General features: G+C 50.2%; 13 protein-coding genes. 12 read left to right on the forward strand and 1 reads right to left on the reverse strand.

Annotation, left to right across the window (positions count from 1 at the left end):
- Positions 1–25: 25 nt before the first annotated feature.
- The 6 genes from ACFQI7_RS32905 to ACFQI7_RS32930 all read left to right on the forward strand — a co-directional run bounded on the left by ACFQI7_RS32905 (position 26) and on the right by ACFQI7_RS32930 (position 6,734).
- Positions 26–187 carry a hypothetical protein gene (locus ACFQI7_RS32905; RefSeq protein ID WP_218102188.1) on the forward strand — a complete coding sequence of 54 codons (162 nt, stop codon included), beginning with the start codon at positions 26–28 and terminating at the stop codon, positions 185–187.
- Positions 188–406: 219 nt separating this feature from the next.
- Positions 407–1,081 carry a response regulator transcription factor gene (locus ACFQI7_RS32910; RefSeq protein ID WP_218102187.1) on the forward strand — a complete coding sequence of 225 codons (675 nt, stop codon included), beginning with the start codon at positions 407–409 and terminating at the stop codon, positions 1,079–1,081.
- Complete coding sequence (locus ACFQI7_RS32915) at positions 1,078–4,278, forward strand: ATP-binding protein (RefSeq protein ID WP_218102186.1); 3,201 nt, start codon at positions 1,078–1,080, stop codon at positions 4,276–4,278. Before ACFQI7_RS32910 ends, ACFQI7_RS32915 begins: the two co-directional genes overlap by 4 nt.
- Before the next feature lie 235 nt (positions 4,279–4,513).
- Positions 4,514–5,710, forward strand: coding sequence for a stalk domain-containing protein (locus tag ACFQI7_RS32920; protein WP_218102185.1), 1,197 nt, complete (start codon positions 4,514–4,516; stop codon positions 5,708–5,710).
- Positions 5,711–5,819: 109 nt separating this feature from the next.
- On the forward strand, positions 5,820–6,188 hold the full coding sequence (locus ACFQI7_RS32925; protein WP_218102184.1) for a hypothetical protein: 369 nt from the start codon (positions 5,820–5,822) through the stop codon (positions 6,186–6,188).
- Positions 6,189–6,212: 24 nt separating this feature from the next.
- Positions 6,213–6,734, forward strand: coding sequence for a hypothetical protein (locus ACFQI7_RS32930; RefSeq protein WP_218102183.1), 522 nt, complete (start codon positions 6,213–6,215; stop codon positions 6,732–6,734).
- A 37-nt stretch (positions 6,735–6,771) separates the two neighbouring features.
- Here the strand turns inward: ACFQI7_RS32930 and ACFQI7_RS32935 are convergent, their stop codons facing one another.
- A complete protein-coding gene (locus ACFQI7_RS32935) occupies positions 6,772–7,071 on the reverse strand; it encodes a winged helix-turn-helix transcriptional regulator (protein ID WP_218102182.1) in 300 nt (99 codons plus the stop codon).
- A gap of 264 nt (positions 7,072–7,335) precedes the next feature.
- On the opposite strand from ACFQI7_RS32935, the gene ACFQI7_RS32940 reads away from it, so the two are divergent.
- From ACFQI7_RS32940 to ACFQI7_RS32965, 6 genes are all read left to right on the forward strand, one after another.
- Positions 7,336–8,250, forward strand: a complete 915-nt coding sequence (locus ACFQI7_RS32940) for an aldo/keto reductase (RefSeq protein ID WP_230415530.1) — start codon at positions 7,336–7,338, stop codon at positions 8,248–8,250.
- Positions 8,251–8,325: 75 nt separating this feature from the next.
- Positions 8,326–9,270 (forward strand): aldo/keto reductase, encoded by a 945-nt coding sequence (locus tag ACFQI7_RS32945; protein ID WP_218102181.1) that lies wholly within the window; start codon positions 8,326–8,328, stop codon positions 9,268–9,270.
- Positions 9,271–9,538: 268 nt separating this feature from the next.
- Positions 9,539–9,790 (forward strand): YolD-like family protein, encoded by a 252-nt coding sequence (locus ACFQI7_RS32950; RefSeq protein WP_218102180.1) that lies wholly within the window; start codon positions 9,539–9,541, stop codon positions 9,788–9,790.
- A gap of 55 nt (positions 9,791–9,845) precedes the next feature.
- Complete coding sequence (locus ACFQI7_RS32955) at positions 9,846–10,700, forward strand: aldo/keto reductase (RefSeq protein ID WP_377518295.1); 855 nt, start codon at positions 9,846–9,848, stop codon at positions 10,698–10,700.
- Between the two features lie 215 nt (positions 10,701–10,915).
- Positions 10,916–11,476 (forward strand): DJ-1/PfpI family protein, encoded by a 561-nt coding sequence (locus ACFQI7_RS32960; protein WP_218102178.1) that lies wholly within the window; start codon positions 10,916–10,918, stop codon positions 11,474–11,476.
- Positions 11,477–11,824: 348 nt separating this feature from the next.
- Positions 11,825–12,748 carry an endonuclease/exonuclease/phosphatase family protein gene (locus ACFQI7_RS32965; protein ID WP_218102177.1) on the forward strand — a complete coding sequence of 308 codons (924 nt, stop codon included), beginning with the start codon at positions 11,825–11,827 and terminating at the stop codon, positions 12,746–12,748.
- Positions 12,749–12,800: the final 52 nt, after the last annotated feature.

Consider the following 12,800-nt stretch of genomic DNA (forward strand, 5'->3'; position numbering starts at 1 on the left):
ATAATTAAGAAGGGAGATGGACGATATGGGAATGCCAGGGAAAAAGCAATATGCAGCACCCCAAATCATTACGCATCAACCCATCGTCTTCGAGACCGCTTTAAGCACTTCGAGCTGTCCGGGAGGCCATTGGGAGTTTCAGCTTTCCCCTTCGGGGTTCTGGCAAAGAGTGTGCGTGAAAGACTAGCATAGTCGTGAAAAATATGACACAGCAGCAATAAACTTGTTAAAACCGCTTAGCCGAAGTAAGCAACATTTTCGGATGAGCGGTTTTTTGATGTCGTAGCAGCTCGAGTGTATCCGTTAGTGACGGGTCATCGTCGCGTTTTACCCTTTTGGAGTATTGCCAGTCTATACCATAAGACGGTACACTTGAACCAAATCGCAAACTATCGGGGATGATTTGATGATCGATATACTCATCGCGGACGACCATACTTTGATGCGTGACGGACTCCAAACGATTTTGAATTTGGAAGAGGATATGCGGGTGGTCGCTTCGGCAGGCAATGGGGCGGAGGCCTTGGCATTAACGGAACAGCATCGTCCCCATCTGATTCTCATGGACATTCAGATGCAGGGGATGAATGGCATTGAATGCACCAAGCAGATCAAGCAACATTTTCCCGAAACGGTCATTTTAATCTTGACGACGTTTGCGGAGGACGACTATATCGTGGAGGCGCTTGCCGGCGGAGCAACCGGTTTCCTGCTGAAGGATATGCCTGGAGACAAACTGATTCAATCCGTTCGGGATGCCGTCAGAGGGCAATTTATGCTGCCGTCGGTCATTGCGGCCAAACTAGCGTCAAGGCTTATTTCTTCTACTGTGGATGGACGCCTGCGTCTGGATGATGTCCTGAATAAAACAGAGACGATCGCCTTATCCGAAAAAGAAAAAACGATCGCTTTGCTTATGCTGGAAGGAAAATCAAATCGAGAGATGGCGGAGCTGCTTTTCTTGAGCGAGGGTACGGTGAAAAACTATGTCAGCGCCATCTATGCCAAAATCGGCACGAACGACCGCAATATCGCCGTAATGACGCTGCGGGCTCTATTGGGAGGGAAAAGCAATCCATGAAACGACCGAATGGACTGCGGTGGCACCGAAGCTTGGATTACATCATTATCGTTACCGTCATTTTGTCCGGGATCATCGGTTTCACTTATTTCGTCAATGGCGGCTTTGCCGAGTTTAAGGGCAAATATGTCTACACGTTGGAAGACGAGCCAGGCTGGGAAGCATTCTTGGGTGATTTGCAGGTGACGGAAGGCCGGGTCGTCGACGAAGGGGTTCGCTGGAAGCCGTATGAAGAGTTGGCAGCAACGCCTGGAGCAAAGCAACATACAGAGGTGTTCTGGGTAAAACATACACTGCCAGAGCCCAAGGAGCCGCACCGGGATCCGCTGCTGCAGATTCGGGATTCGAAGAAATACCAAATCTATCTCGACGGAAAGCAAATCGCCGATTTCAATTGGAGCCGCCCGAGCCGATGGATTGATCCATACTATGAAAAAGATTTTTACCGGCTTCCTGTCGATTACGCGGGGAAAACGATCTATTTGCGGGTGATGCCCCAGAAAGAGGGAGGGCTGTACTTCGGCCGGCTCATTATTTTCGAAGCGAACAGCATCACGACGCAAATCATCCGGGCGAATTTATTAACCGTCGCGCTGACCGTCTGCTATTTGTTCCTTGGATTTGTCGCTTTCGCCACTTATTTGTTTTACAACAAGGAGGCGCTGCACGGTTATTTTTCCTTGCTGAACTTCAGTGTCGCCTATACCTGTTTTGCCAGATCGAGTATCATGAGCCTGTTCGATCCGCCCTTATTCGTCGGCTATTTTCAGAATCTGGGTCCGCTGCTGGGGGCCTTCGCGATCTTCGGCTTGCTTGAGCAGCTGGCCGAAGCTCCCGTCAAGCGCGCTTGCCGCAACGTTGCCCGCTTTATGCTCGCGTACGCGGCCATTTCGTTCGTGATGGCTCTTGATGACGGCTATTGGTTCATGACGACGGAGTATTATGTGTATCCGTTCGCGCTTGGCGCGGCGCTACTGTATATTGCCCGTCCGATGCTGCACTGGTTTCGCCATCGCAGGGACGCGGAGACGGCCTGGCTTGCTTTCGGCACGGGCATGCTGGCCTTCTCGAAGGTTTTGGAATTGCTTTTTTTATATGTTCCTTGGATCAATGCATTTAGCATCCGGCATATGCCTTTTTTCTCATATTACTGGAAACCGAATATTTTCTACCTGGGCATGTTTCTATTCGTGTTGTCCCTTGGTATGATGATCGTCTCGCGGCTTAAGGACGTCTTTCGCCAATCCCGGCAGCTCGCTGAACAATTGCGGGATAAAAACGACCGTCTTGAATCAATGGACCGGATTAAGGACGACTTTCTCGCCAATACGTCCCATGAATTGCGGACGCCTCTCCATGGGATGATCGGTCTCACTGAGTCGCTTCTGGAAGGGATTGCAGGCCCGCTTCCGGAAACGGCCCGCCACAACCTGCAGCTAATCGCAGCGAGCGGCAAGAGGCTTGCACGGCTTGTCAGCGATATTCTGGATCTGGCCAAAATCAAACACCGCGACATCCCGCTGCATATCGAACCGGTTCATTTGCGCGATGCAGCCGGAATTGTACTGGCCGCATTCAGCCCGATGACCGCCGGCAAAGGAGTTCGGCTGGTCAACCGGGTCGATGCCGGTCTGCCGCCGATCGCTGCAGACCCCGACAGACTGCAGCAAATATTGTACAACCTGGTCGGCAATGCCGTGAAATTTACGCCATCGGGGGAAATTGCCGTGAACGCCGTACGGGAAGGCGAACGGATGCGGATCGCGGTCGCAGATACGGGGGTCGGGATCCCCGGGGATAAGCTGGCTGCCGTATTCGAGCCGTTCGAACAGGTTGGCGAGATTGCCGCGACGCTGGAGGGCACGGGGCTCGGCCTGCCCTTAACGAAGAAGCTGGTCGAGCTGCAGAACGGAACGATCAGCATCCGATCCGTACCGGGAAAAGGCACGGAATGTTCGTTTACGATGCCCATCGCAGGTGAGATCGATCTGGCTCCCGGTGACACGGAGGCGATACTTGTGCTGGACGCGGGGGCACCCGATCCTTGGCCGGCGGAAGAAAGTCCGCCGCCCGAACCGGAGCCTCTTTCCGCCCCTTCGGCGGTACAGGCGACCGGTTCGGGCACTACCTTGCTGCTCGTCGATGATGAGTCAATTAACCATCAGGTGCTGGACAATTATTTGTTCATGCAGCCGTTTACTCTAGTTAAAGCGTATTCTGCCAGTGAAGCGCTGCATATGTTGGATCGGTATAAAATAAGCCTGGTGCTGCTCGACGTCATGCTCCCCGATGGAAACGGCTATGACATTTGCCGGTCGATCCGCAAACGATTTTCCGCCAGCGAACTCCCGGTCATTATGCTGACGGCGAGAAATCGGCTGTCCGATTTACTGGAAGGTTTCGATGCCGGCGCGAACGATTATTTGACCAAGCCACTCGCCAAAAACGAGCTGCTCGCCCGCGTCAACGTTCAGCTGCAGCTCTCCCAGCTGACCCACTCGCTGGAGCGGCTCGTGCAGGAGCGGACCGCCGATTTGGAGCGGACCCATCTTCGTCTGCAGCAATCGATGCGGGAAACCGCACAGGCAACAGCGGAGCTTCAGGTCGTCGAGGAGCGCAACCGCATTGCCGGCGATATTCACGACATTGTCGGTCACACGCTGACCACGACGATCATTCAGCTTGAAGCAGCCAAACGGCTGCTGATGAAAAACGACGAGCGGGGATATGAAAAGCTTCAGCTCTCACAGGATCTGGTCCGCAGAGGCATGGAGGAAGTGCGCGAATCGGTGCGGATGATGAAACAAAGCGGCTCGGATTATGACCTCGAGCCAGCCTTGCGGGAACTGATGGCGGAAACCGTGGCCGCCGGAGTGGCAGCGGAGATGGACATTCGACCACTTCCGCCGCTTGGCGCTTTGCATAAAAAGGTCATTTATTACGCTTTGCGGGAAGGTCTGACCAACGGTATCCGCCACGGAGAGTGCCGCCGTTTCCGGTTTGAGCTGGGCCACGGGGACGGGTGCATCCGCTTCTTCTTATGGAACGACGGCAAAAGATACGAACCCGCCGCCGCCACCGGAATCGGGTTGCGGGTCATGACGGAGCGGGCGAGGTCGCTTGGCGGCTCTTTGGAGCTATCGTCCCCGGAAGACGGCGGCTGCTTGCTGACGCTCTCGCTGCCGGACGAAACTTAATCCAGCATGAGGAAACGCCTTTCGGCTTTGAAGCCGGAGGCGTTTTTTTATGGAAAGCAGCGCCTTGAATGACGGGTCATGACGCAAAATAATGACAGCTCAATACCGAAATTAGGATCGAATCATCTGGATGGGTGCCGGCCATTCATTGGAAAATGGAAAGGTCGAAGATGAGTTTCGAATCAATGGCTTTTGCAATTAGGCAATGGTCCATTAAAAGGAGGAAAAGAAATTTATGAATCGATTAAAAGATCGCCGCGGGGTTGTCCTAAAAAAGTCGGTCCGCGTTCTTTTCGTTATTATGCTGTTCATGATGTTATGCTGGCAGCCGGTTGCTGCGGCTTCCACAGGACTGCAGGTGTACTACAACGGGGAGTTGTTGACATTCGAAGACGCGCAGCCGGTAATCCGGGAGGGGAGCACCCTGGTGCCCTTCCGGCCATTGTTCGAAACGCTCGGGTTTCAAGTGAAATGGTCGGATACGGGCGGAGTCCGGAAAGCATCCGGCGCGAAGGGAGGCCTTGAGATCGAACTTACGCTGGATAGCACGAAAGCCAAAGCGAACGGCAAATCGGTCGAACTGGAAGTGCCTGCGCAAATGATAGATGGAATAACGATGATCCCGCTCCGATTTATTTCGGAGAACAGCGGGTATGAGGTTACGTTTATCGATAGCGGAAACGGGTTTGTCATCAACATCGAAGGCGGTGACGAAAACGGAGGCATGACACGGCAAGGAGGCGCGGAAACGGTTGAACCTGGGATTGTAAAGGGCCGCGTCACCGATGCCCAGGGCAAGCCGATGGAGGGGGCCGAAGTCGTTGCGGACAATCAGCTGATTTACAACAGTAATGCGATAGACGTAACGGACGTGAACGGATATTACCGCATTCCGCTCGGCATGCGTGCAACGACATGGCATGCCAGCGCTAAGATTGAGCGTCCATATAATGGGAAGTCGTATACGTTCAACCTTGTTCCCGACAACGATAATCCTTTCACGGGCGATGACGGAGCGATCCGCAATTTCACCTGGAATGCGAGCGGCGCCAAGCCGGAAGGATGTTACTCCTGCCGAGGCAGAGTGCTTTTCTACATGATGGATCTGATGAATCCGAAAGGTCTCACACTTCCTCCTCCCAACCGGGAAGACGTCGAAATTACGCTGACCCCTGACGGACCGCTTGTCGATGGTAGTCCGGGACAGGTGATCAAGGGGCACGGCACGAATTCGCCGGACGGCTTCGGCATGCAGGATGTTCCTCTAGGCAGGTATACGATCATCGCCAGTTACGTTCTCGAAGGGGAGCAACCCGTGCAGATGAAAATTCGCAAGGTGAGGGAAAATAAATACGCGGATTCCTTGACTACCGATTTTACGAGTATTACAAGCGGAATCCACCGCATCGAGATCGAGCTGAAGCTCCCTTAACGAGCCATAACGAACAAAAGATATAAAATGACGGGAGGTGCCTTCTGGTCTTGGCAAATTCGGCCGGATCGTCGAGACGGTAACACATAAGCGAAACGGAGCGATTAAGATGATCGAGATCAAAAAAGTGGGTAACAGGTATTATTATTTCAGCCGGGTGCACTTCCGCAGTTTCCCGATGAAAAAGGCCGAGGCCGAGCTGAAGCTCGCGACATGCGAGGCATATCTCGTCGCTGCTTTCATGAACGAGCCAGCAGGATTCCAAGCAATGGCGGAGGCTGTTTCTGCTGCGGAGGAAGTCGCCAGAGAAAGGGCGGCTCCGGCAAGCAACATGATCGACTTTGCAAGCTGGAAAGCGGCCAAGATACAGCTAGACATGAGGGTAATTATGGATCAATTGGGGATTGACGCCGAAGGTTGGAAAATGGTTCAGGAAGCACATTGTTCTGGTATAAGTGTGGAACGGGTATCGCCGTAAGACGGACGCTAAGGAGGATGTACAATGACGATGGATAAAATAACTTCCGGCTTTGGATTGATCGCCGTCTTGGGCGGTGTAGCGAGAATGCTGATGACACCCGGCGCGCTCATTTGGGGAAGCGACAGTATGCCGGAACTATGGGCGGGTCTTATCGCTTGCTACCTGATGGCTATCGGATCGATCGGGATATATATGTATGAAGCGGTGCGCACCGGGGTACTCGGGTTCATCGGATGTTTGCTGCTATCGCTGGGCAACATGATGACGGGCTGCCTCGTGTGGAGCACGATACTGAAAGCGGAGCCGTCCGAAGCAGCCTTGTTTCTCCCGATAGTGAACAATGCGCTGATGCTCATCGGGCTTGTCTTGTTCTCGTTCGTCACGTTTCGAGCCGGGCAACTGCCGCGATGGGCGGCGGTCATGCTGCTCATCTGGGTGTTCTTGGGTTTCATTCCGGCATTAAGTAGCTGGCTTACGCTGCTGTGGGGGCTTGCGTACGTAGGGCTCGGCTATCCCGTATGGAGAAACAACCCTCATCACTAACCCTATGAATGTGCATATAACTTGAGTTGGTTCTTTTTTATGCCCAATGAGCCCCCCATTTTTTCATTTCGTGAATGATGGTATGCAGCGTATGCCCTTTTTCGGTCAGTTCATATTCAACGGTCGGAGGAATGGTTGCATAAGCTTCACGAACGATTATGCCAGTTGCTTCAAGGTGACGAAGCGTTTGTGTAAGAGACTTGGAGCTAATATCATGGATGCTGTTTTTTAATTCACCAAAGCGTTTTTTTCCGCAAAAGAGTTCCCGAAGAACCAAAAAGGACCATTTTCCTCCAATGACATTAAGGCATTTTTCGATCGAACAATCATAATTCATACCCACACCTCCGAAAATATCATTTGTTTAAAATATACACTAAGTTAAGTAAGGTAACCAGAGGGCTTGTTTAATTTGTAACCTATAGGTAACCAAGTAAAGAAAAAGTGCGTACTTTTCATTCGTTGGACATTCCCTTATGATTCGACTTAGCGGCCCATTATATCTGAAGTAACTCCTATCCAAGGAACAGGACGAACATGGGTATAACCCGAAGTATCATTTCGGCACTTTCATAATACACTTTGAACGGAGTGATTGTTGATGAATGAATTGCGCAAATCGATATTAGGCAGAACAGGACTTGAAGTGACGCGTTTGGGTTTTGGGGCAATGGAGATTCGCGGTCCGCGCATTTGGAAAGGACGGCCTGTAACCGATTCGGAGGCAGAACGCATCTTAAACGTTGTACTTGATGCCGGAATCAATTTTATTGATACCGCTTATGATTACGGTTTAAGTGAGGAATACATCGGCCGCTTCATCAGCCATCGACGCAGCGAGTTCATTCTGGCTACCAAATGCGGCTGTACGGTGGTGAATGCAGGTGATCATGATGAAACGCCTCATGTTTGGACAAGAGAGAACCTGTTGCATAATATTGATGAAAGCTTGCGTAGAATGAAGACGGATTATGTTGACATCCTTCAGCTGCACAACCCTTCGGTAGATCAGACGGAGGAAGGGAACCTGGTTGAAGTGCTCAAAGAGATTCAGTCGTCCGGCAAGGTTCGTTGGATCGGCATTTCCTCAACGCTGCCGCACATCACAAAGTATATTGAACTAGGGGTATTCGATTCTTTCCAAATTCCTTATTCCGCCCTGGAGAGGGATCACGAGGAAATGATTGCGCAAGCCGCTCGGGCAGGAGCCGGAACGATCATTCGCGGCGGTGTAGGTCGCGGTGAACCAGGTGTCGGGCTAGGTAATCAAGATCGCTGGGCGGTATGGGAGAAGGCGAAAATGGATGATTTGCTGGATGAAGGTGAAAGCAGAACTGGCTTTTTATTGAGGTTCACTTTGAGCCATCCCGGCATGTCAACGACAATTGTCGGCACGAAGAACCCCGAGCATTTGGCTGAAAATTTACGTATTGCCCAAAAAGGGGAACTTTCCGCTCAAGTTTATGAAGAAGCAAAAAGACGACTCCTTGAGGTCGGACAAGGACCGAAAGTATAAACCTTTTCTGCGTATGATTTCGTACCAAGGCGTACACGACAACCCACCAATTTCAATAAAAAGGAGATGTCATTATTGAAATACCGCAGACTAGGAAAAACGGAACTGAAAGTTTCCGTGGTTGGAGTAGGAACATGGCAGTTTGGTGGTGCTTGGGGCAAGGATTTCACACAAGATGAAGTGGATGCAATTCTAGATAAAGCATCTGAAGTCGGCATCAATCTCATAGATACGGCAGAATGCTACGGTCATCATCTTTCGGAAGGCTTTATCGGTGATTATATCGCCCGCAGAAACAGCAGAGCAGACTGGGTGCTTGCGACAAAATTCGGTCATAATCACGCTGATCGGGATAACGCAGCCAAAAATTATTGGTCGGCCGAAGAGGTTCTTATTCAATTGGAGGCATCGCTTAAAACCTTGAAAACCGACTATATAGATTTGTATCAATTCCATTCAGGTTCTAATGAAGTGTTCGATAATGATGAGCTTTGGACAATGCTGGACAAACAGGTTCAATCCGGGAAAATAAGAAATTTGGGCATTTCAATCGGCAGCAATGATAATTTGCATCAAACGGATGCTGCCACCAAAGTAAACGCCAAAGCAATTCAAGTCGTTTATAACCGTCTAGATCAAACACCGGAAAACCGTGTGTTTCCTTCATGTGAGCGTCAGGATCTGGGCGTGCTTGCTCGCGTTCCTCTTGCAAGCGGATACTTAAGCGGAAAATATAAACCCGGTGCTGAATTTGCGGCAAATGACGTCCGTTCCCGGCATGATAAAGAGCAGACAGCCATCAAGTTACAGAGAGTGCAGGAAATCCAGAACAATGAACTGCCGGTCGGTACCAATATGGCGACATGGGCGCTCGCCTGGTGCCTCAAGCATCCGGCTGTTACAAGCGTAATCCCCGGCTGCAAAAGCCCTGAGCAGGTCCAAGCCAACGCCAATGCAGCGGAATTTGATTTTGTAAACGACGATCATCCGTCCGCATGGAAAGAAACGAATCGCGTGTAAGAAAAGCCGTAGTGGCTAAATGCATGAGTGAAATCAATCGAAAATTTTCTGCGCTGGCAGCAAAGAGATCAGCGGTTCGACCCCGCTAGGATCCACCATTAAGTGTTTAACGACCTTCCGTTATTTGGAAGGTCTTTTTATATTTCGCGGCTATGAAGATAAGTTTACGATTATGCGCGACGTGGCAAAGGCATCGATTAGTGTTAAGATAGGTAGGTACATCCAGAAAATGATTGATGACTTGAAGGTATAGGAGAGATCGGCAGGTATGGGGAAACCAAAAGTAGCAAAGCGACCGACGCGTGATGAATTTGTTTTAGAAGAAATCGGGAACCAACTAGTTGAAGCGAAACAAGAGCAGGCCGAAATTGTATTAACCGTATGGGGATGGGAAGAACCCGTGCGCGGTCACATTGTCGCGATGGATTCCCGAACCAGTAAAGTCCATGTTCAACGATCCGGCGAGACTACGAAAGTCCCATTTATGGATATTATGAAGGTAGACTACCCTAGAGACTAAAATGAAATCATGATGACAAATACGACCCATCTTCGGATAGGGAAGGAGCGGGACGTTGGTGAAACATACGGTTATACTTGCAGACGGCACGGTGTTGCCGGCCATCGGACAAGGTACTTGGTATATCGGGGACGAGCCGTCCAAGAGAAAGCAAGAGATCGCCGCTTTACGGCTTGGCGTGGAGCTGGGTATGACCGTGATCGACACGGCCGAGATGTATGGGGAAGGCTTGTCCGAAGAGCTGGTCGGAGAAGCGATAGCAGACATTCGAGAACAAGTTTTTCTCGTATCCAAGGTATATCCTCACAATGCCGGACAGGATCGCATAGCCCGGAGTTGTGAGCAAAGTCTAAAGCGGCTGAAGACAGATCGGCTCGACCTCTACCTCCTTCACTGGAGAGGCAACATTCCGCTTGGCGAAACGATAGAGGGGATGGAACGGCTCGTCGAAGCGGGGAAAATCGTGCGATGGGGCGTCTCCAACCTCGATACGGCCGATATGGAGGAGCTGGTCCGTCTGGCTAAAGGTTCGCACTGCGTCGTCAATCAAGTGCTGTATCATCTTGGCTCCCGCGGCATCGAGGTAGAGTTGCAGCCCTGGCAAAGAGAGCGGGGCATCCCGATCATGGCTTATTCGCCTCTGGCACAGGCGGGAACGTTAAGAAGAGGCCTGATTGCAAACCGTGCGGTCCAACAAATCGCCGAGAAGCATCGCATTCAGCCGTTTCAGCTTCTATTGGCATGGTGTATCCGAAGCGGCGATGTGCTTGCTTTGCCGAAAGCATCGACTGAGGAGCATGTCAGACAAAATGCAGCCGCGGGTGAAGTCGAATTAACGGAAGAAGACGTTAACCATCTGGATGTGGCATTTCCGAGACCTTCAAGAAAAGTACCTCTGGATATCATATAGAGGAGTCCGGATTAGAGAGCCATTACGATGATGGCTTTCTTTTTTACGTTCGTACAAGCTTATTTTCGTACATTCGTCAAAGGCTGAAAATAAATGATCGCCATCACAGACAATGCACCGACAAAAATCCGCAATTTACATCCCTTTACAGATAACCGCGCTTCAATGACAATAAATACGGGGTAAAAATTTTTTGTACATGGAGCGTGATCGTATTGTCCAAAAAAATTCTCATTATCACTGGAGATGCCGCTGAGTCGCTGGAAGTCTATTATCCATATTTCCGCGTTTTGGAGGAAGGATTCGAAGCCGTTATCGCAGCCCCCAGCGTCAAAACGCTGCGCACGGTCGTCCATGATTTCGAAGGTTGGGATACGTACACGGAAAAGCCGGGCTACCAGTTGAATTCGCATATCGCTTTTTCCGAGGTCGACCCTGCGGAGTACGACGGATTGATCATTCCCGGCGGCCGGGCTCCCGAATATATTCGCCTGGACGACAACGTTCCTCGAATCGTCAGCCACTTTTTTGAAGCGGATAAGCCTGTCGGGGCTATTTGCCATGCGGCACTGATTCTCAATGTCGTCAACAATCGCGCCTACTTTGAAGGTCGTACGATGACCGCCTATGCAGCTTGCCGACCGGATGTCGAATCCTTGGGCGCGACCTACGCAAAGGAGACGCTTTGCGTGGACGGAAATATCATTTCCGGCCATGCTTGGCCGGATTTGCCCGGCTTCATGCGCGAATTCTTAAAGCAGTTGAACAGCCGCTAAACCACGTTTAACTAGTAAATTATGAGAATTCAATAAATCATTTGGAGGCAGCCGGTTGAGAGAATCGGCTGCCTTTTCTTAAGCTAAGGGCCGGTATCGCCAGACATCCGCTTGATCAAGAGCGGGTATTTCTCACCCCATAACGGTCGGCCGCAACAGTTCCAACCGGGAAAGCAAGCTCTTCGGAAAAAAATAAATTTAGTAGAAATAGTGTATAAAATTTATAGTATCGCTTATTTTCCAGGCGTACCATGATCGTATAAAATGTACCTAGGATTCGCGACTTGAAATGAATTGAAAGGGGAGACAAATAGGAGTCTTGATATGTAACAAGAGGAAGTATCAAAAATGAAAATACCGCAAGAAAAAGAGAAGAGGGGAATTTCTTTGAAAAATCGTGGCATCTTACTGACCATCATGCTCAGTATTTGCGCCGTAACGGGAACATCCTTAACAGGATGTTCAAAAGAAAAGACAGCTTCACCTATTCGGGTCATGACTTTTAATTTGCGTACCGCTGCAGCGAAGGACAGCCATACTTGGGCGAAGCGGTTGCCAATCGTTAAAGAGTTAATCAATAAAGAGGGTCCGGATATTATCGGTACACAGGAAGGACATCATAACCAATTATCAGATTTGGAAGCAGGTCTCCCCCATTACAAGTGGATCGGTGTGGGACGTGAACGAGGAAATCAAGGGGAATATACGGCGATCTTTTATAATGTGAATCGAATGAAGCCTCTGCAGCAGAGCAATTTTTGGTTATCCAGCACACCTGATGTGCCGGGTTCCAAAAGCTGGGGAAACAACTATCCACGCATGGTAACTTGGGTACAGTTTGAAGATTTGACCAATCACTCCCGGTTTTATGTAGTCAATACGCATTTGGATCATGAATCTGAATCGGCACGTCAGCTTAGTGCTGAACTGCTCGTTCAAACGCTAGAAAAGTTCGAACCGAATTTGCCCATCTTTTTGACGGGCGACTTTAATACAAATGTAGATAGCATGCCTTATAACACATTTAAGGACGCAGGAAAAATGAAGGATGCCGTTCAAGATGCAACCGATCGGGTTAACAATAAGATCGGCACGTTCCACGGCTACAAAGGAAGCTCAAGCGAAACCATTGACTGGATCTTGTACCGAGGGGATGTAGCGTCAATCAATCGCAGCGAGAAAATTGCTTTCCGACTGGATGGGGAATATCCAAGTGATCATTACCCTGTTATGATCGACGCCGTTCTGAAGGACCAGCCTGCGAGAAAATAGACTTGTCAAAACGTCAAAAAAACTCCCTAAGGCTAATGCAACCTGGGAGTTT

Source organism: Paenibacillus allorhizosphaerae, from assembly GCF_042659105.1.
GTDB lineage: Bacteria > Bacillota > Bacilli > Paenibacillales > NBRC-103111 > Paenibacillus_G > Paenibacillus_G allorhizosphaerae.